Annotated in this window: 20 protein-coding genes and 1 tRNA gene; 10 read left to right on the top strand and 11 right to left on the bottom strand. The window is 54.6% G+C overall.

The genetic code is table 11. The features are described from left to right. Positions 1-70: 70 nt before the first annotated feature. From H151_RS0106230 to H151_RS15650, 5 genes are all read right to left on the bottom strand, one after another. On the bottom strand, positions 71-1,747 hold the full coding sequence (locus H151_RS0106230) for a sialate O-acetylesterase (protein ID WP_019960786.1): 1,677 nt from the start codon (positions 1,745-1,747) through the stop codon (positions 71-73). Positions 1,748-1,761: 14 nt separating this feature from the next. Further along, positions 1,762-2,916, bottom strand: a complete 1,155-nt coding sequence (locus H151_RS15660) for a phosphatidylinositol-specific phospholipase C1-like protein (protein ID WP_019960785.1) — start codon at positions 2,914-2,916, stop codon at positions 1,762-1,764. Positions 2,917-3,023: 107 nt separating this feature from the next. Continuing rightward, positions 3,024-5,999, bottom strand: coding sequence for a TonB-dependent receptor (locus H151_RS0106220; protein WP_169336719.1), 2,976 nt, complete (start codon positions 5,997-5,999; stop codon positions 3,024-3,026). Positions 6,000-6,170: 171 nt separating this feature from the next. Next, entirely contained in the window at positions 6,171-7,232 is a 1,062-nt protein-coding gene (locus H151_RS16940) for a FecR family protein (protein ID WP_051088957.1), read from the bottom strand. 2 nt (positions 7,233-7,234) lie between these two features. Then, complete coding sequence (locus tag H151_RS15650; RefSeq protein ID WP_019960782.1) at positions 7,235-7,792, bottom strand: RNA polymerase sigma factor; 558 nt, start codon at positions 7,790-7,792, stop codon at positions 7,235-7,237. A gap of 293 nt (positions 7,793-8,085) precedes the next feature. Here H151_RS15650 and H151_RS0106200 point away from each other — a divergent pair, with 293 nt between their 5' ends. The 6 genes from H151_RS0106200 (at position 8,086) to H151_RS17885 (ending at position 17,814) form a co-directional block, all read left to right on the top strand. Then, on the top strand, positions 8,086-8,601 hold the full coding sequence (locus tag H151_RS0106200; RefSeq protein WP_019960780.1) for an RNA polymerase sigma factor: 516 nt from the start codon (positions 8,086-8,088) through the stop codon (positions 8,599-8,601). Next, entirely contained in the window at positions 8,594-9,607 is a 1,014-nt protein-coding gene (locus H151_RS16935) for a FecR family protein (RefSeq protein WP_169336718.1), read from the top strand. Before H151_RS0106200 ends, H151_RS16935 begins: the two co-directional genes overlap by 8 nt. 145 nt (positions 9,608-9,752) lie before the next feature. After that, on the top strand, positions 9,753-12,677 hold the full coding sequence (locus tag H151_RS0106190) for a TonB-dependent receptor (RefSeq protein WP_169336717.1): 2,925 nt from the start codon (positions 9,753-9,755) through the stop codon (positions 12,675-12,677). A gap of 144 nt (positions 12,678-12,821) precedes the next feature. Beyond that, the gene (locus H151_RS0106185; RefSeq protein WP_169336716.1) at positions 12,822-15,479 is read left to right on the top strand and encodes a TonB-dependent receptor; all 2,658 of its coding nucleotides are present in this window, start codon (positions 12,822-12,824) and stop codon (positions 15,477-15,479) included. Positions 15,480-15,548: 69 nt separating this feature from the next. Beyond that, on the top strand, positions 15,549-16,481 hold the full coding sequence (locus H151_RS15640) for a glycerophosphodiester phosphodiesterase family protein (protein ID WP_019960776.1): 933 nt from the start codon (positions 15,549-15,551) through the stop codon (positions 16,479-16,481). Between the two features lie 649 nt (positions 16,482-17,130). Then, positions 17,131-17,814 (top strand): helix-turn-helix domain-containing protein, encoded by a 684-nt coding sequence (locus H151_RS17885; protein WP_083918455.1) that lies wholly within the window; start codon positions 17,131-17,133, stop codon positions 17,812-17,814. Here H151_RS17885 and H151_RS0106170 read toward each other — a convergent pair. From H151_RS0106170 to H151_RS0106160, 3 genes are all read right to left on the bottom strand, one after another. Further along, positions 17,745-18,140, bottom strand: a complete 396-nt coding sequence (locus H151_RS0106170; RefSeq protein ID WP_019960774.1) for a VOC family protein — start codon at positions 18,138-18,140, stop codon at positions 17,745-17,747. The two genes, H151_RS17885 and H151_RS0106170, sit on opposite strands and share 70 nt — an antisense overlap. Before the next feature lie 202 nt (positions 18,141-18,342). Beyond that, positions 18,343-18,432 (bottom strand) — tRNA-Ser (locus H151_RS0106165). Between the two features lie 102 nt (positions 18,433-18,534). Continuing rightward, positions 18,535-19,458, bottom strand: coding sequence for a GlxA family transcriptional regulator (locus H151_RS0106160; protein ID WP_233354542.1), 924 nt, complete (start codon positions 19,456-19,458; stop codon positions 18,535-18,537). 374 nt (positions 19,459-19,832) lie between these two features. Here H151_RS0106160 and H151_RS0106155 point away from each other — a divergent pair, with 374 nt between their 5' ends. The 3 genes from H151_RS0106155 to H151_RS0106145 all read left to right on the top strand — a co-directional run bounded on the left by H151_RS0106155 (position 19,833) and on the right by H151_RS0106145 (position 22,343). Continuing rightward, positions 19,833-20,663, top strand: coding sequence for an alpha/beta fold hydrolase (locus tag H151_RS0106155; protein WP_026353862.1), 831 nt, complete (start codon positions 19,833-19,835; stop codon positions 20,661-20,663). Between the two features lie 154 nt (positions 20,664-20,817). Beyond that, positions 20,818-21,480: a peptide-methionine (S)-S-oxide reductase MsrA gene (gene msrA, locus H151_RS0106150; protein ID WP_026353861.1), complete on the top strand. Its 663-nt coding sequence runs from the start codon at positions 20,818-20,820 to the stop codon at positions 21,478-21,480. Between the two features lie 194 nt (positions 21,481-21,674). Beyond that, the gene (locus tag H151_RS0106145; RefSeq protein ID WP_019960770.1) at positions 21,675-22,343 is read left to right on the top strand and encodes an HAD-IB family phosphatase; all 669 of its coding nucleotides are present in this window, start codon (positions 21,675-21,677) and stop codon (positions 22,341-22,343) included. A gap of 2 nt (positions 22,344-22,345) precedes the next feature. On the opposite strand, the gene serA is transcribed toward H151_RS0106145, so the two are convergent. Next, a complete protein-coding gene (serA, locus tag H151_RS0106140) occupies positions 22,346-23,581 on the bottom strand; it encodes a phosphoglycerate dehydrogenase (RefSeq protein WP_019960769.1) in 1,236 nt (411 codons plus the stop codon). A gap of 202 nt (positions 23,582-23,783) precedes the next feature. On the opposite strand from serA, the gene H151_RS0106135 reads away from it, so the two are divergent. Continuing rightward, positions 23,784-24,542, top strand: coding sequence for a 2OG-Fe(II) oxygenase (locus H151_RS0106135; protein ID WP_019960768.1), 759 nt, complete (start codon positions 23,784-23,786; stop codon positions 24,540-24,542). A gap of 9 nt (positions 24,543-24,551) precedes the next feature. Here the strand turns inward: H151_RS0106135 and hslU are convergent, their stop codons facing one another. Both hslU and hslV read right to left on the bottom strand, forming a co-directional pair. Continuing rightward, positions 24,552-25,853 carry an ATP-dependent protease ATPase subunit HslU gene (gene hslU, locus H151_RS0106130; RefSeq protein WP_019960767.1) on the bottom strand — a complete coding sequence of 434 codons (1,302 nt, stop codon included), beginning with the start codon at positions 25,851-25,853 and terminating at the stop codon, positions 24,552-24,554. Positions 25,854-25,905: 52 nt separating this feature from the next. Then, positions 25,906-26,472: an ATP-dependent protease subunit HslV gene (hslV, locus tag H151_RS0106125; RefSeq protein WP_026353860.1), complete on the bottom strand. Its 567-nt coding sequence runs from the start codon at positions 26,470-26,472 to the stop codon at positions 25,906-25,908. Between the last annotated feature and the right edge of the window lie 14 nt (positions 26,473-26,486).

Raw genomic sequence — 26,486 nt, 5'->3', positions numbered from 1 at the left:
GCTAATATTTGGACTAATCGGCACAATCAGCGTGACCCGCGAAGAATGCCCCCCCTTACATCGTGGCCGCCTATCCAGGAATATGCAATTGAAACGCGGGTAAGGGCCTGCCCGCACACATCAGCTTTTGCGCCGGCAAATCCGCACGCGCATACGTCAAAGCGCCTCGTAATGCATCCCCACTGGGAAGATAAATTTGCCCCCCTTCAAGACTGACATCTATCGGCGTACAGACTTCGCTGTCCTGGCAGAGTTCAAACGCAGGACGGCCTTGGTCTGCGACCAAGCCCGGCTCCAAACTTAATGCGCCATCGCAGCTGAGGCTCACCCGCGCGCCTTCACGGCTGAGGAGGAGAAGCGCGGGATGATCGGAAAGACCTTGCAAGGCCTCCGCAATACGCGCCGCGATCTGGGTCTTATCCCAAGGATGGATATCCGTAAGTACACCTTCACCCAGGCCAGAAATAAGGAAGGCATAAGGATCACTATTTGCCGCCAAAAATTGCGCCAAACGGATCTTGCCAAAGCGATAGCCTTGACCATCACCCTGCGCATCGAATTCGGGTAATTGCACGATCACGAAGGGTAAATCTGGGGCGTCAAAATCACTGCGCCAACTGCGCATCAAGGCCTTGAGATATTGCGCATACTCACCCTGCGTGGAGGCATTGCGATTGCCTTCCCCCTGATACCAGATCACGGCATCGATAGGCTGATCCAAGAGGGGCGCGATCATGCCATTATAGAGCCCGGTCGGGATGGTCTGCGCAGAACCAGATGGGGAGCTCGGCAGGCCCGGTTCCGCCCCCAGATGATAGGCCCAATCGCCCGCCAGCGCGATGCGACGGCCCGCCTGGGTCTGGATATAAAGCTGGTGGGCCTGGCTTTTCAACCCGCCACTTCCCCCGCCATCATAGACGCGGATCAAGACTTCATTCTCGCCCTCACGCAGGCAGGCCGGATCCACCGTATAATGACGATCAACCGACCATATGAAATTGGCCCCAACCGCGCAACCATTGACATAAGTCCAATCGACATCATCAATCGTGGCCAGCGCCAGATCGGCAGGCCCGGTCAAATCGCGCGCATTTAAATCAAAGCGGTGAGCCAACCAGACCACCCCATCGCGCGCACCAATCTGAGTGTTTTCCCAGCGCTGAGGCCCCGCAATAACCGGCCAGGCGGAGGTGTCGGGCCAATAATCTGGATCTGCGGCCCGCAGGGCACTTAAAGGATCTTCAGCCAGGATAACCGGCTCAATCTCTGCCTGCCAAGCCGCCAAAGCCCCTTCAGGGTCACGCATATAGGCATCCCAATCCGGATGGGCCGCGAACCAGTCTGCCAGTTCACGCGCTGGCAGCCAGGGTTCAATATGAGACCCACCCAAGGCACTGACGATATAGCGCACGCTCTGACCTGTTGCCTCAGCATAGTCCAGAGCCGCAAAGAGGCAGACGGCTGAGCTTTCCCCCATGGTTTCGGGCGTGACAGGACGCCAGTGGAGAGGGTTTTCGTGAGGAGCCAAAGGCTCCAGGCTGGTCATCACAGGCAGGGTCGCAAAGCGAAGATCAACGCGCGCCAAACGCGTGGCCATATCGGCGGGCAATTCAAAGCCCGCGTCACGGCCCCGGTCCAGCGTATAGGCCATATTCGATTGGCCCGAGCACAACCAGGTTTGACCGTCAAAATCCGCGTTCGCCAGCGCCCCGCTTAAAGCGAGCCCAATAAGACCTGTGATCACCATGCCCATTCCTCCGATTATGGCGCGTCGGTGCGGCACCCCGCCGGGCGCACCAAGGGATTACAGCGCGCGACCTGCCCCTGCGGCAAGGCCACGACATAATCGCTTAAATCCTCGCGCGCGACATAAAGATCGGTCGTGACATATTGCGCCCCGGAATTGAGCGCGGCGTCTAACCGCGTGCGATCATTGCTATAAGCTTCACGTAAATTCGCATCCGAGCGCGTACGTACGATGAAGCCGCGCGCAACAAGATCCTGGATTTGATCAAATTGGCGCACCGGATCATTTTCAACAAAGAGCGCCGCGTGATCGGCTTCTGGAGAGGTGGATTTTACAAATAACAGCTTGCCTTCAAGACTATGCTGGCGGCCCATATAGGTGTTGATCACCCGCTCGCCCTCATCCATCAAGAAGAAAACCCGGCCACGTGTCTCGTTAAGACTGGGCCAACCCCGCGTCGTCACCGCTTCGCGCAGGCTCGAAAACTCACCGCGCACATCATCGGGCGTGAGAATATGATCCTCAGAGAAAACCGAGGCGATCTCGGCTTCCAGCTCATCAAAAGCCTGCCGGGTAAAGCGCAAAGGACTTTGAACACCGGGTATATCTTCAATCTCCTGCTGCTTAGTATTGAACATGATCAGGATCGGGATGTGATCGGGATTATCCCCAGACCAGGCCGCAATTTCGCGCAAACATATCACCAAAGTGGCACAGGACGAGTGCACATCAATGTCCTGCATATGCAGGACTTTAAAGCCGGGCTGATCCATTCCGGCCGGATCATAGGGCTGAAACCCACGTGTATTGACGCTCAAACGCGGCCCCAAAGGATCAGCGTATTTGCCACCGCGCGGATCATAATAAATATCAAGTTCAATCTGGCGCATGCCACGTGACAACTGCGCGCTGAGGCTCTCATGGCCATAATCCCAGTCTTTGGACTGATCAGGACGATAATAATCAATCAACTGACGCTCTGGCAGAGGGATACGCTGGTGATAGCTATTATGCGAGCCTATGGCCTGCACCGCATTCATCGCTAAATCCTGGGCCTGTCCCTCACACGGGCGATCCAAATCTAACACCGCATCACAGGTCTGCGCTTGCAGACCGGATGACATCAAAAACGCGCCCGCCAGAGCACCCATCCAAAGCTGAAATTGCATAAGAATTACCATTTTATCAAAGTACTCCGGCGCAATCACCCAGGGGGTTCGTGCAATTGCGCCGGAGCGGATGAGCCTGTGACCTGACCACAGGCTCGGATCAGGACTTAGTAACGATAGGTCACACCGAGATAGTAAGAGCGCCCAAATTCGACATAGCTATCTTGAAGGTCCAGCTTAGGCCCGCGATAGCTTTCACGATTTTCATCGGTCAAATTCTTGGCATCAAACTCGATACGCAACTGGTCATTCAAGCGATAACGCACCGCGAAATCCCAGGTTTGGAACGTATCCCATTGCTTGTCTGAACCCAGATTGGTTGTCGCAGAGGTGCGGCGTGGTCCCAAATAGGAGTAAGCCAAACGCGTCTCAACACCTTGCGGCCAGTAATAGGTCAGGGCCGCATTACCCACCCAGCCTGCTTGATAAGGCAAATAATCCAGCGTGACGACGTCATCGCCCGCAGGGACGCGCAATTCAGCATCGGTCCACATCAGATTGCCGCGGAAACCGAAGCGGTCAAAGGGGGCAGGCAAGAAATCCAACCGACTTTTAATCAGCTGAGACTCAATACCTGTCACACGGCTGCCTTCGATATTACGCGGCTGCTTAACTTCTACGTCGGGGTATTCAACGCCTTCAAAAACGATGGTTTCGACTTTTAGCGTTTGAACGATTTCGTCAGATATATCTTTGTGGAAGAAACCAATAGAGAACAAGCTCTCCTCTCCATCAAAGAAATATTCCAAGCTGAGGTCATAGTTATTGGACTGACGCGGGCGCAGATCTGGATTGCCGCGTGTCACTGCCGTCATTTCACCGACATCATTGATGCTGACTTTTTCACCCGATGTTGCCACCTGATCTGGATTTGGGCGACCCAAAGTCTGACTGAAAGCCGCTTTAAAACGCAAATCCTCAGACACATCATACATGAACAGGGCAGAAGGTTTGAGGAAATCATACCCCCCATCAATCTCTTGAGGAATAAACAGATCACGTCCTGGAACATCACGGCGGGCATAATACCAGCCCCCCACATCGACATCTTCATAACGAAGACCGCCGATCAACTTAAAGCGGTCACCGGTATATGTGCCCATCAGATAACCGGCGCGGACTTGCTCCGTATAGTTGAAGTCGTTTTGCAGACCCTCGTGATAGGTATTGTCTTCATCGATCGTGAAGTCTGCGCGGGCATTAAAGGCATCCAAGTCGATGAAGGCAGCGGGACGACCCGGTTGCTGAGGCAACTCAAAATCCGTCATGATCAGATAGCCATCGGGCAAAGCCTGATTATTGGGACGGACATAGCGGATTTTTTCGTTATCGCGCTTGCGATCCAGGTCACGCACTTCAAAGCCCAGCTTGAAACCGAAACCCGCATAACCGCGTGTATGCCAGTCATAATCACCGCGCAAGGTCCACACGCGTTCATGGCTATACCGGCTGCGTGAGCTGTTATTAGCCACATTTGTGTAGCAGGCTTCGCTATAGAAACATGTGCGTGAGGCTTCATCCAACTCAAAATAGTGGTTCACACCGCGCAATTCCCAACGCCCTGACAGCACCTCTTTTGTGCGCAAATCAACCTCAGGAATAAAATCATCGCCATGTTGAGCCGTGGTCACACCCAGGGCCAAGGACAATTCAGCCTCATTCGCAAAAGTGTGATCAAGATTTAGGATTGAACCAAAATGCTGGCGATCATTCGGGAAATAGTTCAGCGCCATTTTACCATAAAGACCACGGAACGTACCCGAGGTTGGCGTATCAAAATAAAAATCTGTCTTTGTATCCGCCGGATTGGCAACCGGGTACCCATCTGGCCCTAGATACTTTGTATCGAGATGAAAGCCGTGCAGATTATTCTGCATCCGGGTTTCGCTTTCAAACATGGAGTATACAAAGTTACTCCATGACAGGTTGGTGTTCGCAAAAGGCTGCCATTCCAGTTTCACCAAAGCGCCATAACGCTCTAGCATATTGGTGTAATAAAGATGCTTTGAGTGGGCTGGGAAATTTATGTCCCCTACACCATCATTATTGGCATCAGGCCCGAAATGGCGAGTTGAATTCTCCTCATACTTCCACTGATCACGACTTTTATAATAATACGTCCCGGCAAACAGAATGCCGAATTGGTCATTATTCCCGAACGTGTTGGAAAATGTGAACTCTGCACGCCCACCCAGCGTCCCACTGAGGTCCGCGCCGACATCCGCCACATTCGGCACATCATCCATGGTGTAGTAATTCAGTTGCCCACGGCCAACAAAATAAAGCCCATCCGCGTCAAAGGCAGAGCGGGTTTCAGCATTGAAATAGCCCCCGATCCAGCCCAAATCCAAATCAGGTGTATGGGTCTTGAAAATCTCTAAGCGCTTAATGGCCGTGCGCGGGATCGCCTGCATATTGACATTGCGCGAGCCATCGCCAAAACCACCAACGGTGGCCACACCCATGCCATCAAATGTCGTATAATTGTAAGACAGCGGCATACCGCGTGCCGTCACGAACTGACCTTCGTCTTCATCAAAGATCGCTGATACACCCGCTACACGGCGAAAGGCATCAGGAATATTGAAATCTGGCAAGGCCCCGATTTCATCGACATTGATCGAGTCATAAACTTGATCCACAGCCCGTTTTTGCGCAATGTCGGCAAGATTGATGGCGCGCTCACCCGTCACCGTGATGACTTCAACCGGACCATCGGCCTGAGCCTGGCGGGTTGGTGTCGCGACAGGGGCGCTCGCCTCTTCACGCGCGCGGATCAAAACGGCCCCGCTTTCATCGCGAACCGCGACCAGGCCGGAACCCGCCAACAGCTGATTCAGCGCATCCTGGGTTGAGTGCGTACCGCTTAAAGCCGGGGCACGCTTTCCCGCAACCAAATCAGCGGGCGCAAAAATGCTAATCCCGGCCTGATCGGAAAGTTGGGTCAGGGCTTGGCCCAAGCCTTGCGCAGGAATATCGAAATGCGTTTGCGCGCCTTGCCCCCAAGCTGCGCCCGCCATCATCAAGGTTGAGGCCGAAACCGCGCCGGTCAGCCAGAACTTCAACCGTTTTGTCTGTGTCATCATCCGCTCACATGTGCTGGTGCGAGGCTTCATCCCCCGGATAAGCGTTCGCACAATTATCCCTTACGCACACAAGACAGGTGGGAGCGGTTTTTATTCCGCAGTTTTAGCGCATTTCACAAAAACATCACGGAACAAAGGTCAATTCGTCATCAAATCTACGGCGCTAGGTTAGTTTCGCGCAACTTCGCGGTAGAGCAGGATGCGATCGGGCGTGATGGTCTGTTTGAGATTATAGCTGCGGATCACCATGGCCAGAAACTGGTCCTGACGCGCAATATCAAAGGCCGTCGTCACGCGGATATCTCTTAGCTCACGCCCCGACAGAATAATCGGCACCGCGCGATAGCGATTAAGATCCGCGATAACATCTTCCAAAGGCGCATCCGCATAGGAGAGACGCCCTTCGCGCCAATCAAAGGCGGTTTCCAGATTGGCCTCCATCACTTGACTCACGGGCTCACCTGGTGCGATGCGCACTTGCTGGCCAGCTCGCAAAGGATTTTCAGGTGTAAAATCACCCCTGGGGTCATGCACTGAATGCACGCCAACTTCACCTTCGGCAACAATCACTTCAACACCGCGCGGCGCGCGGCGAATATCAAATTCAGTCCCCAAAACCCGGATCTGCGCACTGCCTGCATCCACTTTGAAAGGGCGGGCCTCATCACGGGCAACATCGAAATAGGCTTGTCCCTCATGCAGGATCAGATCGCGGCTTTCCACGCCCAGATGAACATCCAGATGCGTTGCCGCACCCAGGGTGATGATGCTGCCGTCCTCTAAAGTCACACTGCGGCTTTGCCCCATCGCGGTTTGATAGGCGATATATGTTCGCGGCGAGTCTATGACAGAGCGTGACGCGGTTATCATAGAGATACCCACGAGCGCCGTGAGACACACCAGAGCCAAAGCTCCGGCCAATCCTGCCGTCACATTCCAGCTGGACATCGGACGTTCGCCCCAGACCCGTTTCAAACGTGCGCCAAGTCCCACGCGCCGATGCGAGGTCAGATCTTCAAGGCCCTCAATCAGGACCAAATCTCGCCAACTCCGCTCTAAGCGGGCATAAGCGGCACTATGGTCAGGCGAGCGTGAGAGCCAGTCGCGAAACCCAGCCTGGACGTCTTGCGTTAAAGACTGCGCGTAAATCTCAATCAACCACAGGCGCGCCTCTTCTTCGATGGAGCGTGCATGCTCAAAACCCTCTGGGCGGTAAAGATCGTGTGTCATGCTCATTTTCCCTCTCCAGAGGGGCTCGCGGCTTGTAACTGCGCGAGCGCGGCTTGTAACTGGCGTGAAATATCACCTTGGCTCATCCCAGTATCAGCGCGGATTTCAGCAAAAGTTTCGCCATAAATGCGATGACGGATCAAGACATCGCGCTGTTTGGGGCTCAGCGCTTTAATCGCCTGTAAGGTTAAACGCAAGCGCTTGCGCGTATGATGGATACCATCCACGCTTTGGTTATCCTGCAGCGAGACACCATGCGCGTGTAATTCCTGCTCCACAAAGCGCCGGGCCGTCGTTTGACGATTATGAGCGTTTAACCCCTGATTATGGGCGATTTTAAACAGATAAGCCTTGGGATTATCAATCGTGTCAAAATCCGCAAGCCCGGCAAAACGCTCAAAGGCATATTGGGCCAAATCTTCCGGGTCGGGAGGACCTTCGCCAAAGACTTTGCGCAAGCGTCGGCATAAATGATCCCAGCATTGGCGGTAGAGGCGATCAAGCTGACGCGATCGCGTGCGTTCTGGCTCTGCGCCCTGCCCTAAACGTATGAAAACCACGACCCGCGCCCGACCTGTAAGCCAAAGTCCAAGCTGCCCCTCATGCTGGCTTGAACCACATGGCCCTGCGCGGTAGCTTCTTTTTGGGGCGCGATCAAGCGCGCACCACCTTTAAAAAATTGACATATTCTGGCGATATGGCTTGGGGTTAAGTCCCAAAGTGCAGAGAATACACTTTATTATGGGGGGCCGGCACGCCTTGTATCGTTGTCTTTAGGTGTAACCCTTTTGGGGTATCAAGAGCTATAAGATCGCGATCACACGAAAAAGGCCAGATCCCAGCGGTGCAGATTATGTTGAATAAAATGCGCCACCGCTTTGTGGCCAAGATCATTGCCCAGGACGCAAGGCTGAAGGGCTTTATCGCCCGGCGTGTGGCCAATAAGGGCGATATTGAGGATGTCTATCAGGACACGTTGACGAAAATTCTAGCGAGCCAAAGCGAGATTCGCGACGACAAGCCCTTGTCCTATGCCTTCAAAGTGGCGCAAAATACGATCACGGATCGCTATAAAGCCCGGCGCGTGGATGTTACCGAGATTGATGACAATCTGGCCGATGATGGGCCTATTTTAGAAGATCAGATCGCCTTCAAGCATAAATGGGATGTGTTTTTAGCGGCGCTAAAAACCCTGCCCGAGCTGAAGCGTGAGGTATTCATTCGGCGCCGCGTGCAAGGTCAAACGCGCACAGAGATTGCAAAAGCCCTTGGAATTTCAGTAAAATCCGTAGAGAAACATATGGCAAGCGCGCTGGTGAAAGTGACGCTCTATATGGATCAGGCCGGTTTCGGTGATAATGATGAATAATAAACCCACTGACCCCACATCACGCGCGCATTGGCGCACCCTGTCCGAAGCGGAGCTGGAAACCGCAGCGCATCTCGCCTTGCTGGATGAGCCTGAGCGCACGCGCGAAAGCGCGGCCTGGATTGGCGATAATGCCCAGCGCCGTGAAGCCTTCCTGGCCATGGGGGGCACGTGGAGCGATGAGGCTATGATCGCCGCAGCCGTAGAGCTTTATGCGGAGCCCAATGAGACAAGCGCTGAAATTCTCAGCTTTAAACCACGCGCCAAACCTGCCGCGCTCACCCGTCATTGGGCCTGGATGGGGGCTGCCGGAGCGATTGCAGCCAGCCTTATGGTCGCGGTAGCGCTCTTCATGATGCAAGTTGATACGGACAATGCGCCGCAAAGCCAGAATTATGCGAGCCTGACCGGCGTGACCCAGGATGTGGCCTTGGACGATGGCTCGCACATCCTCTTGAATGCGCAATCGGGTATCCATGTCAGCTTTAGCGATGACCGCCGCGCCATAGCCCTGAACACAGGCCAAGCCTATTTCGATGTTGCTCCCGATCGCGAGCGGCCCTTCGTGGTCAGCACCCAAGGCGTGGATGTACGCGCGGTCGGCACTGAATTTGATGTCGAACAGCGCGGTCAGGATGTCATCGTCAAAGTCTTCGAGGGCGTCGTCGCTGTCAGTTTTGATCAAAGCCAAGACCCGATGATGCTGCAGGCCGGTCAGTGGACGCGCATCCTGCCCGGTCTTCATCCCCAGGTCAGCGTCTTTAATCCGGCGAGCCTCGAGGATTGGCGCACCGGCTGGATCGTGTTTGAAGATGAGCCCTTAGAAGGGGCCGTTGAAACGCTGGCCCGTTATACCCCGCAACGCATCTGGGTATCCGCGCGTCATTCAGACCTGCCTGTGACCGGGCGATTCCGCCTGGATCAGCCTATAGAAACCCTGGGCCTGATCTCAGATTTGGAAGATTTAGAGCTCGACATTACTGAAACGCGTATTGAGATCCGCTGACGCCTTCACTGTGATGTCATAATATTCATGCATTACCCCGTACAAACGGCTATGACCGCGCGGTTACAGCCAATCAGGGGGCATGTGGAATTTGATCCGTCTCAACGTCTTGTTCGGGACAATCTTCAGTCTTTGCCTGGTGTGGATGCTCACACCCCCCCTCGCCGCTGGCCAAACGACAAGCCCTAGGCTTGAATTTGTCATTCCGGCCCAGCCTCTGGTTGAGGCGCTACAGGTTTTCTCAGCTCAAACCGATCGGCCCATTGCCATTGCACCAGGGCTCGCCCAGGGGCGCATGTCCCGTACGCTGGAGGGAAACTTTACGCCGCTCGATGCGCTAACCCGCCTCGTCAATGATGCAAATATTGAGTTGATCGAAACCGAGGCGGGCTTTGTCGTGCGACCGCGCCGCGTGGCACCCGTCACGACACCCCGCCCCATGACTGAAAACCTGCCCATCGCGGCCTCCATGCCGACCTATGATGAGCGGATTGTGGTGATGGGGGCACGCCTGCTCAATCAATCGTCCATCGCGGCCAAGTATCAAGCCGACGGTCTGATGGATGTGATGAGTTTTGATCAAATTGGCCTTTTACCCGATCTGACCGCGGTGCAGGTCGCCCAACGCATTGTCGGGGTCAGCAGTGTGGGGGCCTCGGGTATTGCCAATGACCGCTCTGGGGATACGGCTGAAAGCCTGGTCATTCGCGGGGTGGATTCCTCTTATAACCTTGTGACTTTAGATGGCGTGCCGCTGGCCATCGCCTCCGAGGCTTTGACCGGAGGCGGCTCACGCGCTTCAACGATTGAGTTTATCCCGCCTTCAAACCTCATCCGCTTTGAAGTCATCAAGGCCATGACGCCGGATAAAATTGGCCAAGCCTTAAGCGGTCAGCTCAATCTGGTCACCCGCAGCGCCTTTGACAGTGTGCCCGGCTTCACCCTGCGTGCCGGGCTGGGCCATAACTCAACCGCCGGGCGCTATAAGATTGATGATGGCCCAGATGACCGCTTCGATCTGGTCTATACGCGCACCTTTGGGCGTCATCAAAGCTGGGGCCTGGTCGGGGCGCTGTCCCATCAGCGCCATTTCTCGACCAATTATGAATGGAAACCGGCCGAAATCGGCCATGCCATTCGCTTCTATACGGATGAAGGCGAAGAGACCTTTGATCCGGCGACCAGTAATGGCATGCCCGCCGCGCACCGCAATCAGATCTTTATCTTCGATAATGACCGCGAACGGTTCAGCGCCAGTGCCAAACTGGAATATCGCCCCAATGATCATACCGAGGCGACGCTCTATGGCGGAGTGTTTTCAGAGCTGGAAACCGAATACCGTTTTGAGCATTTGTTTGTCGGCGAAGACGGGCTCACACCGCCGCTCAACCAAACCCCCACGACGGGGCTATGGCCCTATGTGCTGCACCAAACCGGCTCCGTCTATCAGCCGCAAAAGCGCGAGACTTTAATTCTCACCGGCCAACTTCATCATGATTTTAATCAGACTTGGCACCTACGCAGTGTGGCGTCCTATTCGCAGGCGCGTGCCGATCTAACCCGGGTGATGTCGGCGTTCAAAGAAGTCTCCACTGATCTGGCTTTCACCTATGACATCACGCCTTATCATACCCAATTGCGCTTTGAGCATCCCGAGCTGTTGGCCGATCCCAGCTATATTAGCGAGAATTATATTCGCGATCGCGATTTCGAAAGTCGCCAAAGCATTACCTTCTTCGACAATGCGTTAAGCTATCAGCCTGCAGGCTTTTCAGGCGCGCTGTCATTAAAGGCTGGACTGGCGCTGACCCTGCGCAATATCCGCTATGATGAGGACTATGTCGAGGGGCGCACCGGCACAGGCCTGAGCGCGGCAAGCTTTCTGTTCCAACGGGTTCGGGGCTTTCATCCCAGTGAGCAGCTCTTCTATCTCACCGACCCCAGCCCCCATCTGGCCGAATGGAACCGGGTGGGCCGGCCTAAAACTATCGACCGATCCAGCAATAGCCTGCAAGATGACTTTACCCTTACAGAGCACATCTACGCGCCCTATCTGTTGGCGCGGTGGGAAAAAGGCCCTTTCACCCTGACCGGCGGCGCGCGCTATGAAGATGTGACGGTCAAGGTCGATAACTTCATTCGCGATGCCACGATTGAAGATGTGACGGAAGATGCCGAGCAATTCACACCCCATCATGTGCGCTCGCATTATGAAACGCTGTTACCCTCGCTCGCGGGTCGGATGGATGTCACCGATCAATTGACCTTGCGTCTTGGCTATAGCCGCACTTTAGGCCGGCCCGCCTATAACACCTATGCCACACGTGAAGCGCTGTCCCCGCCAGTTAATGGCGCACAAAATTATCGCCTGGTGCGCGGCAATCCCAACATTCGCCCCCAGGTGTCTGATAATATTGATGCCTCGATTGAGTATTATTTTGACGAGGGTCACAGCTATATCGCGGCAGCACCTTTTTACAAACATATCAGTGACTTGATCTTCATCAACCGTCGCACGTTATCCAATTACGCGTTAAAAGATCAGACCGTTACGGTCAATCTGTCCCAGCCGGTCAATCTCACCAGTGCGGCGCTTTATGGGCTGGAGCTGAGCTTTGCCAAGGATTTAGATTTCACCCTGCCCGAAGCCTGGCGGGGCTGGCTGATCTCCGGCAATGCGGTCCTTATCGGCAGTGAATTCACCCTGCCAGGACAAGGCATGGATCCGCAAAACCGTCAGTATAATGCTTTTCTAAACCAGCCCGAAATGTCGATCAATCTGATGCTGGGCTATGACCGCGCGCCCTTTGGCTTCACGCTTGGCTATCACTGGGTCAGCCAATTTCCCACTGCGATTGATAGTGAATATGCCTATCGCGATGTGATCGCCCAGCCCCGCACCCAGATTGATCTGCAAGCGCGCTGGCAGATAACGCAGCGCCTGACGAGCAGTTTTGAGGTGCAAAACCTGACGCAAGCAAGCCGCATTACCGAACGGCCCTTTGGCCTGTTAGCGCGTGAAACCGAAGTTGGACGCACGGTGTGGCTTGGCCTGATCTGGCGCAATTAAACCCTCCGTATGCCGCTCAACTTCCTAAGGGCGCAACAGAATTGTCATAAATATAAAGGGGGGGCAGGAAAAATGCCCCGCGTTGTCCCCGATGTGAGCGCACTTCAGCCTCACATCGTAATGGGGTTTTCCCCGGGGGATATTATGCGGACTAAATCTTGTCTTTTCCGGACCGCTTCGGCGGTTATGCTCGGCGCGGCCGCGCTCTCTGGTGCAGCTTTCGCGCAAGAACAGACCCATACTCAATCATCGCAGGACGTCATTGTCATTACCGGCATTCGCGGTAGCTTGAGCCAGGCTCTGGACCTGAAGCGCGATGCCACGGGTGTACGCGAATCCATCGTGGCTGAAGATATCGGCCAATTCCCAGACACCAATATCGCAGAATCGCTTCAGCGCCTGCCTGGCGTTGCGATCACGCGCGCCAATGGTGAAGGCCAGCAGATCACCCTGCGCGGTCTTGGGCCAGAATTTACCCGTGTGACCCTCAATGGCATGACCATCGCCAATGCCTCTACCGGTCAGGACGACTTCACCACGTCGGGGCGCGAATTTGACTTCGACATTTTCGCGTCTGAACACTTCAACCGCGTCGACGTCGTAAAGACCCCGTCTGCCAGCATTATCGAAGGCGGTATTGCGGGCAATGTGAACCTGCAAACCGCGCGTCCATTTGATTATGACGGCTTCACCATGCAGGGCTCTGTCAGCGGTTTTTATCAAGACCTGCCAGACAAAGTTCAACCGCGCCTGGCCGGTATGGTCAGCTGGACCAATGAAGCCAAAACCTTTGGCCTTCTGGTCTCTGCCGCCTTCCAACAGCGCTCTGCGCGTATTGATGGCACATCCAGCGTGGGTTACGAGCATTTGGCAGGCGACACGATCGAGCCTGATCTTGCCAATTCCAACATCACCCAGACCCGTGAACAGCTCGAAGGCATCTACATTCCTCGCCTGCCGCGTACCGATCTGACCTTGGCCGATACCGATCGCTTGGGCATCACCGCGGCGGCACAATGGGCCCCAACCGCTCAATTGAGCTTCAATTTTGATGTTCTGTATGCGAACACCAAATATGATGCGCTGCGCTATAACCAAGACATCCAATTCCGCTCAACACCCGGCGGTGGCCGTCCTGCGATCACCATCAATGAGATGATCTTGGATGATGATGGCGACACGGCCGTTTATCTGGACGTCAGCAACGCGACTTTGCGTTCTGAAAACCGCATCATCGAGCGCGAAACCACCATGCAGCAATATGTGTTGAGCGGTGCGTGGGAAAGCGAAAACTGGACCCTTAAAGGCATGATCGGCGTGGAAAGCGCTGAGTTCAATGTCGCAGAAGAAACCACGGTTCAGCTGGTCACCGATCCGGTCCAAGCCACCTTCGACATTCGTGGTAATCACGATTATCCGATTGTGACCCCTGGCGTCGATCTAGGTATTATCAATAATTACAATGGCGGCGATATTCGCCTGCGCCCGTCCAACATCCAAGACGATGTGTTCAGCACCCGTTTTGATGTTGAGCGCTTCTTCGGCGATGACAGCATTCAATTTGGTGTATCCTTCGAAGAATATCAGAAAGATGTGAAGCGTTTCTCACAAAACGTGTCCACCGCCGCCTATGACATTTCGCAATATGCCCGCCCGCATGGCGTTAGCGATTTTGCCTCAGATGCGCCTGATAACTTCCTGCGCAATTGGGTCGTTGCTGACTTCGAAGCGGCCAATAAGCTGTTGAACTACCGCGATGTCACTCCGGCGCAAAGCCTGGGCAGCTCTTCAGTGATCAATGAGAAGACTTTGGGCGCTTATGTTCAGGCCAATGTCAACACCGACGCTTTCGGCCTGCCGCTGCGCTCTGATGTTGGCGTGCGCGTGGTGCGTACCGATCTGACCACCGATGGCTATGTCAATGGCAAAACCCCGGCTCGCTTTGAAAGCGATTACACCGATGTGCTGCCTTCGGCCAATTTCGCCCTGGATGTGCATGAGGATATGGTTGTGCGTTTGGCGATGAGCCGGTCTTTGACCCGCCCAAGCCTGAGCGCGTTGAACCCAGGGACCAGTGTCTCGATCAACAACCGTTCGGTAAAATCAGGCAATCCAGATCTTGAGCCTTTCCGCTCTAACAATCTCGATGTCGCGTTTGAATGGTATTTCCAAGACGATGCCGCCTTCGGTGTGACCTTGTTCTATAAAGATCTGGAATCTTTGATCACCTCGAACACCTACTCGAAATTCTTCGATCCCGGTCAATACATTCCTGGCCAAACCGGCGACCAATCTGGGCTTTATGAATTCAACAGCCCTGTGAATGGCGAAGGGGCCTCGATCACGGGTCTCGAAGTGTCTTACCAGCAGCCCTTCACCTTCTTGCCTGCCCCCTTCGATGGCTTGGGCGTGTTGGCGAACTACACCTATACCGATTCCACCGCGACCTTCGGCAGCGGCGATACGGTTGTGACCACCACCTTGCCAGGCCTGTCTGAGCATGCCTTCAACCTGGTGGGCTATTATGAAAAAGACGCCTTCTCAGCACGCCTCGCTTATAACTGGCGCGATGACTTCGTGATGAGCCCGTTCGGCCGCAATGGTCTGACCCGCTATCGCGAAGCCGCTGGCTTCCTCGACTTCTCCGTACGTTACGACGTTCTGGAGAATGTCAGCGCCTTTGTGGAAGGCATTAATGTGCTCGACCAGGAAGAAAACACCTATGCGGGTAGCCCGGATCGGTTCGAGAAATACGTCAAAACCGGTGCACAATACCTCTTCGGTGTTCGCGCCAGCTTCTAAACCTCACGCACGAGCCCGACCAATGGTCGGGCTCGTTGCCTTTATGCTGACAATAACCGGAGTTCTCAGATGATGACGCGCCGTCTCACCGCCCTGGGGTTCAGCCTAGCCCTTGGCCTCAGCGCCTTTAGTCCTATTCATGCCCAAGACGGCTCTATCGAAGCGCTACGCGCCCAGATGATGGAACACACAAGCGGTGTGATGGTCGTGGCCCACCGGGCGTGCTGGCAAAATGCGCCGGAAAACTCGATCCAAGCCATTGAAGATTGTATCACCCTCGGCATTCCGGTGGTCGAAATTGACATTCGCCGCACCAAGGATGGCGTTCTGGTGGCGCTCCATGACAACACGCTCGATCGAACAACCACGGCCAGCGGGGATATTTCAGACTGGATGTTTGACGATGTGCGCCAGCTCCGCTTGAAAATGGGCCAAGGCGGTCCAAACGCGCCGTTAAGCGATCAAATCATTCCGACATTTAGCGAAGTGATGGAGGCTGCACGCGGCGCGATCCTTGTTAATGTCGATGCCAAGCTGGATGCCTATGAGCAGGTGTTCAGCGAGCTGGAGGCCCTGGGCCTGAGCGATCATGTGATCTTGAAAGAAGAAGTAACTTTAGAGAACGCGGAACGCTATATGCAAGCCGACGTCTTCCAATCGGCGTTCTTCATGCCGAAATTCACCCAAGGGGCTGGGGCGTTAAGCGATCTGGCACAAACCCTCGCGCCTTATCACCCCATCGCGGTTGAGATTAAATTTTCCGACGATACATTCTTTACCGAAGGCACAGACGATCTCACGCGATTGGGCGCGCGGATCTGGGTCTCGACCCTCAATGGTTCGCCGCACAAATCCGCTGGGCGCCTGGATCAATACGCCTTGAGCGATCCGGATAAAAACTGGGGCGAAATGGTCGATATGGGGGCCACGATGATCCAAACCGATCAGCCTGAACGCCTGCGCGATTATTTAGAGCGCCGCGCCGACACCCGCCAACCCTAACAATCCAAGGGCCTATGTATGCCCTAGGGTTCATAGGTCCAAGGATGTGAAGAAAGAGGTGTGCCCGCGCGCACCTCTTTTTTTATCGGCTAACCCAAAATACCCGCGTGATGAACTGTCGCCGTTAAGGCCAACAAGGTACGCTCTTTCTCAGCGAGAAAGGCCTTGCCCTGCGTATTAACCCCTTCATTGCGCCCCGTGATCCAACCTCGGCAATTGGGCGCTTCGCATGCACAGGCAGATCCATTATCAACCCCAAAAGAACGAACGCACATAAATTGTGATGATGCAGGTAAGGGTACGGCAACACGTTTCACCCCGATTATGCCGGGGGAGCTTGAGGCAGGGCACGCCTCTTCATCAAGCACAGTTTTTATCATAAAGAAGGACAGGCCGGCTTTGAACGTGATTTTTAGAGGGCCTAAGGAAGAGGCCTCAGCGCGTGATCTTTTTTTGCGCCCGCTATGCAGCGGCAAGATGGTAGCGCCTATGTTCTGTTATCCAGTCAATTCGTAAAAGACGGTTCAATACAGGCACGTTTTCGCGATTGGCTTAGTCAACAAGCAACCTCTTAGTGTACGTATAAAGAAAATCTAGCTACACTCATTCTTCTCAACAACTCATCTCAACCAAGGTGAGACCCCGCAAGATGACGATCAATCGAGTATTTCATAAATGGCATCATTATAGCCAAGACGGTGAACGCCACACAGTTCTTCCTGATGGGTGCCGTGATGTACTTGTTCTTTCCAAGCCGAATTCAGCCGCCGAGATCTTTTTAAGTGATTTTGATTTCCAACCTCGTACAGTCACAACGGCACCAAATTGTGCAATTACAGGTTTTCGGCTTAGGCCCGGCATACTGCCTTGTCGCGATGTACTTGAAGCCATCGCCCTAGACCCCACTCAGGCGGGGGCCATTCTGGGCGGTGCCTTTGGGCATTCAGATGAGCTTAACAGCGTCATTGCGGCCCTGTGTGCGCCTGGGGCAACACCGAAATGCGTCGCGCGCGCGGCAGGCGTCTCAACTCGCACCTTACAGCGCCAGTTCCAAGCCAAGGGCTTACCAGGGCCTGATTTCTGGCGCCTTCTGGCGCGCGCGCGGCGCGCTGTCGCAATGCTGAGCGGACCTGAGCCTCTCATCGAAATCGCGGGCTCATGTGGTTTCAGCGATCAAGCGCATATGACACGCGAGCTCAAACGCTGGTTCGCAATCAGCCCTGCCCCCCTACGCAAGACTCCGGTCATTCTCGACATTCTGGGTCAACCCGGACTTGGCAACTGGACGGATGAGCAGATCTCAACCCAATACCCATTGGGGTCGCTAACATAAGATGTCGTCTGTCCCCAGGCTTCATCGCGGGGCTCTTGGATCGGCTTTGCCCCAGCCGCTATGGCACGATCATAGCTGGCACGAACGTTATCGCTTTCAAAGGCAATCTCAAAGGTTGGGGCCTTTAAACTGGGTTTACCCGGCGTTTTACCCAGCCGCTTCATCAGCGCAATTGAAGAAAAGGCCAGTTTGGTCTCTCCGGTGGACATCTCACCATAATCTCCACCCTCATGCATGAAGGCCAGCGTCAAACCAAACGCACGCTCATAAAAATCGAGCGTAGCGGCAACGTCATCGACATAAAGAATCGCGTATCGCAAAATCATGATCTATTCCAAAAAATTGAAGACGTCAGCTATTGGCATACGCTGGCTCACGCGTCTTGAAAGATCGCGACAAACTTCACTGAGCCCTAACGAGCATCATCAGTTTTAAAATCTATAGACTTTAACTGCAACCTATTGCGCACGCACAGGAAACTTGTCATGTCCAGCTCACAACAAGCTTTATTCATACGTTTTTGGAGAATGGCGGTGAGAGAGGGATTCGAACCCTCGATACGGTTTCCCGTATACACGCGTTCCAGGCGTGCGCCTTCAACCACTCGGCCACCTCACCATAAGGGGCCGCAAATTAGCTAAAACTCATCCCCAGTCAAGCAAGCCTGGCATGGGCGGGGCGCTAAAATACACTCCCTTACACTGACAAAGGCCGGTGTTGTCAGAGCGATGCTTCATCCCCAGTTAGCGCATCCTGACGGGCTTGGGTTCCAAAGCGTTTGCGATATTCTGAGGGCCGCATACCGACAAGTTTATGGAAAATTTTGCGAAACGCAGACGGATCATGATAGCCGACCTGATAGGCCAAGTGTTCAATGGGAAGGCGGGTCTGTTCCAGGCTTTCGCGGGCTTTCGCGATCCGCACATGCTGAAGATATTCGGTTGGGCGCTGCCCCGTGGCCTTGGCAAAGCGGCGCATGAAGGTACGCGCGCCCATCCCGGCCATGGCCGCCAAGTCTTCAATATTTTGAGTTTGCTCAGATTTGGCATGCAGGTGATGCTGCACAGACAAAATAACGCTATCGCCATGATCAAAACGGGCCAGAAACTCTCTAAACGGGGCTTGGCGCTGGCGAGGCGGCTCCGTCAATAAAAAACGGGCCGTGGCGAGCATGGCTTCACGCCCCATTAAACGCTGAACTAAAGTTAGACCCAAGTCAGTCCAGGCCAAAATTGCCCCCGCAGTAATAATGTCGCCATCATCCACGATCATATATTCGCAGGCCACATCCACCTTCGGAAATCGCTGTGCAAGCTGATCGGCAAAAGCCCAATGGGTTGTAACCTTGCGCCCATTGATCAAACCGCTTTCACCCAAAACAAAAGCCCCCGCGCACACCGAAGCGATGATCGAGCCGGCCCTATGTTGGGTTTTCAACCATTGCGCAGCCACCGGCATCGCCGCCAAATCCTCCGGCATGGCAATACTGGGCGGAGCGATAATGAAATCCAGGCGATGATCAAGGCGTGGGTGGCTATCCCACACGCAAACGACCTCGCCTTCATCGCCTGGGACTGAACTAGGCTGGCATTGCCAATGAGAAACGCGAATAACCGCACGCTCTTGTGGGGCTCGATCACGCATCGCCCATTCGTTGGCGATCCGAAAAAGGTCGCTCAATCCATGGACAGCGGAAAGCTGACACTGCGGGTAAATCAAGATCGCGATTTCTGCTTGGTGTGTCCGATCTGCTGCCATTTGTCACTTTTGCCCCGAATAATGTCGTATTTGACAAGTTCACTTTATGAACCCTTGGTCTAAACCTGTCTACATCGAAACGACAGCGGATCTCGCGAGAGATCTGACAAGGAGCGACAATGACCAACCCGCCCGACAACAAAGGTCTCAATCTCAGACGACGCGATGTCCTCTTTGCTGGATCTGCGCTTGCTGCCGCGAGCGCCCTGCCAATGCCTGCCTTTGCCGACAGCCTCTCAACAGCCTTAGGAGATAACACTATGGCCACCCTCACCACCACAGACGGCACTAAGATTTTCTACAAGGATTGGGGTCCAAAAGATGCCCAGCCGATCGTCTTCCACCATGGCTGGCCGTTGAGCGCGGATGATTGGGACGCTCAAATGCTGTTCTTCTTAAACGAAGGCTATCGCGTCATTGCCCATGACCGCCGCGGCCATGGACGTTCGGACCAAACCGATACTGGCAATGATATGGATACCTATGCCCAGGATGTGTTCGAGCTAGCGCGCGCCTTAGACCTCCGCAATGCGGTTCATATCGGCCACTCCACCGGCGGGGGTGAGGTCGCGCATTATGTGGCCCGCGCTGAAGCTGGCCGTGTCGCCAAGGCGGCTTTGTTAGGGGCGGTCACACCGATCATGATCCAAAGCGCAACGAACCCGAACGGCGTTCCGCGTGAAGCGCTGGATGGCATCCGCGCGGCTCTGGCCCATAACCGGGCACAATTCTTCCTCGACCTGCCGTCAGGGCCTTTTTATGGCTTCAATCGTGAAGGCGCTGAAGTGAGCCAAGGCCTGATCCAAAACTGGTGGCGTCAAGGGATGGCCGGCGGCGCCAAGGCTCATTACGATTGCGTCAAAGCCTTCTCCGAAACCGACTTCACTGATGACCTGAAAGCCATCACACAGCCGGTTCTGGTTCTCCACGGGGAAGATGATCAGATCGTGCCTATCGACATCACCGCGCGCAAAGCCATCACGCTTTTGCCGAACCCGACCTTTAAATCCTACCCCGGCCTGTCGCATGGCTTCTTTGCCACCCACCCTGAGCTGGTCAATGCTGATTTGTTAGCGTTTATCGCGGGCTAACGCCCTTGACCCATGGATGACATCTGTCATCCATGGGTCGTTTTATCGCGCATGCCCCCGCCTAAATCCAGGCCCCCTAGGCAAAGCGATCAAGACTTCTTATTTATGTAAGCTAAGATCAACCGGCCTATGGCCGCGTAAGTGAGAAGCCCCCATGTTCGATAAACATCGCTGGAAACACGACCTTCCCCCCGCTGATCAGGCTCTACCGGGCCGGATTGCACTGATGCCCGTGGCCAAGACCCATTTCGTCAATGATAATCCGATGCGCGGCCCCTTCCCGGACGGTTTGAAGGTTGCGGTTTTTGGCATGGGCTGTTTTTGGGGTGTTGAGCGGGTCTTCTGGCAAATCCAAGGCGTTTATACGAGCGCAGCCGGATATGCGGGCGGCATTACGCCCAACCCGACCTATGAAGAGGTATGCTCCGGCGCGACCGGTCACACTGAAGTGGTCCAGATCGTCTTTGATCCCAAAGTCATCAGCTTTGCCGAGCTGTTAAAGGCCTTCTGGGAAAACCACGATCCCACCCAGGGCATGCGCCAAGGCAATGATCAAGGCACCCAATATCGTAGCGCCATCTATTACCAAAATGACGCGCAAAAGGCTGAGGCCGAAGCCTCTGCTGCGGCTTATAGCGAGGCCTTGAGCCAAGCGGGTAAAGGCGCGATCACCACCGAAATTCGCCAGGCTGGCCCCTTTTATTATGCTGAAGATTATCATCAGCAATATCTGGCGAAAAATCCCGACGGCTATTGCGGAATTGGCGGCACCGGCGTGGTTTGCCCGATCGGGTTAGGGATCAAGGCGGCCAGCTAAAATCTCTCCGGCAAGGTCTGCACCGGGCAGACCTGGTCCCTCCCGCATTTTAATATACGCAAACACGGCGCAATCTGTGTCTTCTCGACACTGATTTATAGCTCTGTACGGCTTTTAGTCCGGAAAACGCTTGGCCGATTGGGGCATGACAGGCTAATGAACGCGTTAACTTTTCTGTCCTCTGATTGATTGCCATGTCCCGTTTAATTGTTTTTGATGTTGACTCCACGCTGTTGAGCGTTGAAAGCCTTGATTTCGCTGTGGAGTTAAGCCTCAAAGACTGCGCCGATGGGGCTGAACGTACACAAAAGCTGACGGAGATTACCAATCGCGGCATGGCCGGTGAGATGGATTTTCGCAGCTCTCTCGAAGCGCGCCTGGCACTTGCAGGCTTGACCCGCAGCCATATTTCCACCGCCGCCGAGGCTTTAAAGGCCCATATTACACCCGGCATGGACGCGCTGATCGCCAAGCTGCGCAAGAAAAAGTGGGATGTTTATGCGGTATCGGGCGGGTTTAGTGATCTTTTCGCCCCCGCCTTGGAGGAACTGAATTTCGCTGCGGGTGAATTGCGCGGCAATAAATTCGTTTACGAGGCCGATACCGTCAGTGGGTTTGATCGCCAAAATCCGCTGTCTGAAAACGGCGGTAAGGCCCATGTCATCGACAGCCTTAAACGCCTGACCGGATGTGATCGCGCCATCATGATCGGCGATGGCATCACCGATTATGAGGCCTTCGCCCAAGGTGCGGCCGATGCCTTCATCGGATTTGGTGGGGTCGTGCGCCGCGCGGCGGTGGCCGATAAAGCCCCCGCCTTTGCCAATAGCGTGGATGATTTAACGCGGCTTCTCGTCCTGTAGATCTAGGCTGACTGACCAATCAGTCGCACGCGGATCGCGCCATCCAAACCCTCTATAATCGCTTGAAAATCATGGGGCATCGCGCCTTCCATGTCGGCAATCGCATAACCTAAATCGCCCTGGGTCTGAAGAAATTGCGCGGTGATATTGAGGCCCGCATTCGAAACCTTTTCATTGAGGCGGGAGAGAAAACCCGGCGCATTCAGATGTGATACGGTCAGGCGGGTATTGCCGGGCTTGATCGGACCGGGCTCGATATTGGGGAAGTTGACGGCAAAATTGGTCGCGCCTTGATAGAGATACTTAGCGAGCTTCATCGCGCTATCTTCACCAATCGCGGCTTGGGCTTCCAGGGTCGAGCCTCCGATATGCGGGGTCAGAATGATATTTTTAAACTGGCGCAGTGGGCTATCAAACGCCTCATCCTTGCCTTTGGGCTCTTTGGGGAAGACGTCAATCGCGGCACCGGCGAGATGTTCAGATTTAAGGGCCTCGGTAAGGGCATCAATATCGACCAATTGCCCGCGGGCATGATTGATCAGGAAACTCCCCTTTTTCATCTTCGCCAAATGCTCTGCCCGGATCATGCCGCGCGTTTGCGCAGTATCCGGCACATGCAAGGTCACGACATCAGCCAGCGAGAGTAACTCATCCAGGCTTTCAGTCGGGCGCGCATTACCATGGGCGAGCTTGGGCTCGACATCATAATAATAGACATGCATGCCCAATGCCGAGGCGATGACAGACAGCTGCGCGCCAATATTGCCATAGCCGACAATGCCCAGTTTTTTCTTACGCACTTCATGAGAGCCCTCAGCGGTTTTCAACCACCCACCGCTTTCATGAATGGCGAACATTTTTTCTGGAATGCGCCGCATCAGCATAATGATACTGGCCATAGTCAATTCCGCCACGGAGCGGGTATTGGCAAAGGGCGCATTGAATACCGGCACGCCGCGCTTGGCAGCTTCCTCCAGCTCAACCTGGTTCGTGCCAATGCAAAAACACCCCACCGCCAACAGATTAGGTGCCAGATCCAAAAGCGCCCCATCAATATGGGTGCGCGAGCGAATACCGATAACATCTGCGGTTTGCAAATCGGCTTCAAGCTGCGCGCGTTCTGGTGACGACGCCAAACGCGTCACACTGACCGGACCGAAGAGATTGATGGCGCGGTCGGCATCATCATGCAAATTTTCTAAAAACAAGGCATGCGGGGCGTTGGGCAATGCGCTCATGATAGGCCTCTTCTCTGGGGTGTCCGGTTCAGCTTCGCTGCAGATGCGAAAAGCTTCGCGCGCCTTGATGACGGTTTCAAGTCAAAATCGTCCCCAATTGGTCTTAAATTACATAATACCAATTTTGAAAATTCCGCTTGCCAAGCCCTTGCGCCTCACGTACATCGCGCCACCTTTATTGTGATGACTTAGCCTTTGGAGCTTGACGCCACTGAGCACGATTGCTGTCCCCCGCGCCTTTTTTGGGGAGAATTTCACCGCCAGCCTGATTGATGATTTAATGCGTCAGGGCTGGGCCTATGCGCCGCAGGCCCTGGATCCAGACTTGATTACGGCCTTGCGGGCGGACGCTTTGCATCTCATCGCAGAAGGCGAAGTGAAAGCCGCTGCCATCGGGCGCGGCGATTTAGAACAACGCGCGCCGCAAATCCGTAAAACCTCCATCGCCTGGATGGATGGGGCCAGCCAAGCCCAGCGGGACTTCCTTGAAGGTTGCGAGGCCATGCGCCTTTCCATCAATCGCGCCCTGTTTGCGGGCCTTTTTGAGTTTGAAGCCCATTACGCGCATTATCCCCTCGGCGGGTTTTATAAACGCCATCTCGATGCGTTTTCCGGCCCCGCCCAAACGGGTGGACCCAGCGCCATGTTTGGCCCGCGCGCCGGGCGTTCGCGCATCGTCTCCTGCGTGGTGTATCTCAATGATAATTGGCGTGATGAAGAGGGTGGGCAATTGGCCCTGTGGCAGGAATGCCCCTTAACTATAGATAATACGCCAGACCTGGATGCGCTCAATGATTACCCGCCCAGCCAGCTGATCAGCCCTAAGGCGGGTGGGTTAGTTTTGATGATGTCAGAACAAATCCCGCACGAAGTTTACCCCAGCACCCGCGACCGTTTGGCGATCGCGGGCTGGTGGCGGGTGAATGCCTCTATCGGCGGCCGGATTGATCCGGGCCGCTAAGACTTTACGCTACAAAATAAATTTCGACAGATCGGTATTCTTCGCGAGATCGCCGACACTCTTGTGCACATCATCCCCGGTCAGGGTGATCGTCTCACCCGAGCGGTCAGAAGCCGTATAGCTGATCTCTTCAGTCAGCCGTTCGATCAGGGTATGAAGACGGCGCGCGCCAATATTTTCCACGCTAGCATTGACCTCCGCGGCCAGATCGGCCAGCGCATCAATGGCGCTGTCTTCAAAGATCAAATCAACCTCTTCGGTCTTCATCAAGGCCACATATTGCGTGATGAGGCTGGCTTCCGGCTCGGTCAATATCGCGCGGAAATCATCACGGGTCAAAGCCTTCAACTCCACCCGGATCGGTAAGCGACCTTGCAATTCCGGCAATAAATCCGAGGGCTTAGAGACATGAAAGGCCCCTGAGGCGATGAACAGGATATGGTCGGTTTTCACCGTGCCATATTTGGTGGCCACTTGCGCGCCCTCAATCAAAGGCAACAGATCGCGCTGCACGCCTTCGCGTGAGACATCTGCGCCGCGCGCATCGCTGCGCGCAGAGATTTTGTCAATTTCATCCAGAAAGACAATGCCTTCATTTTCAGCCAGCTTTACTGCCTCACCCTGGATCTGGCTGTCATCAAGCAGCTTATCGGCCTCTTCATTGATCAAAGGCTCATACGCATCAACCACCTTGACCCGCACGGTCTTGGTCTTGGCCATGCCCTTACCCAAAATATCCGACAGATTGATCATGCCCATCCCGCCGGGCATGCCGGGAATGTCGATATTCTGTAGAGGCGAGCTTTCATCCTTCAATTGAAGGTCAATTTCCTTGTCATCCAGCTCCCCGGCAACCAGCTTCTTGCGAAAGCTTTCGCGCGTGCCCTCACTGGCCGTGACCCCGACCAGAGCATCAAGCACCCGGTTTTCTGCCGCGCCGCGCGCATTGGCACGAACCTCTTCACGCTTTTTCTCTTTCACCAAAGTGATTGCGATTTCAACGAGATCGCGAATGATGGAATCGACATCGCGTCCGACATAGCCGACTTCGGTGAATTTCGTGGCTTCGACCTTTAAAAACGGTGCACCGGCAAGTTTTGCCAGGCGGCGCGAAATCTCGGTCTTGCCGACGCCCGTTGGCCCGATCATCAAGATATTCTTCGGCGTCACCTCTTCACGCAAGCCATCAGGCAAGCGCTTACGCCGCCAACGATTACGCAGCGCAATGGCCACGGCCTTTTTCGCGTCATGCTGGCCGACAATATGGCGGTCTAATTCGGATACGATTTCGCGCGGAGAAAATTCAGTCATCTTTATAGGTCTCTGTATGAGAGGATCATCGTGCAGGGGGGCAGAGCAGATTTTAAGTATTCAGCACTTCCACCGTGAAATTATCATTGGTGTAGACACACACTTCGGCGGCCACGGTCATGGCTTTACGGGCAATGATTTCAGGATCGGTTTCATAATCCATCAAGGCGCGCGCGGCTGACAGCGCGAAATTACCGCCCGAACCGATGGCGGCAATGCCATGTTCAGGCTCTAACACATCACCCGCCCCGGTCAGAATATAGGTGACGTCCTTGTCGGCCACGATCAGCATGGCTTCCAAACGGCGCATATAACGATCGGTACGCCAATCCTTGGCGAGCTCCACACACGCACGCGGTAATTGGCCGGGATAGGTCTCCAGCTTGGCTTCCAAACGCTCAAATAACGCAAACGCATCTGCCGTTGCCCCGGCAAAGCCAGCCAGCACCGTGCCGCGCGCCAGTGGGCGCACTTTACGCGCTGTGGCCTTCACCACCGTATTGCCGATTGAGACCTGACCATCCCCGATCACCACCAGCTTATTGGACTTACGCACAGCCAAAATCGTAGTGCCACGCCATGGACTGGACGGGGCAGAGGGCGGCGAGGATTGTGTCATAAAGGGCTCCGTTG

It is taken from the genome of Woodsholea maritima DSM 17123, from assembly GCF_000382325.1.
GTDB lineage: Bacteria > Pseudomonadota > Alphaproteobacteria > Caulobacterales > Maricaulaceae > Woodsholea > Woodsholea maritima.
Note: the sequence above shows the minus strand (reverse complement) of the source record. Positions and strands in the feature narration are given on the sequence as shown.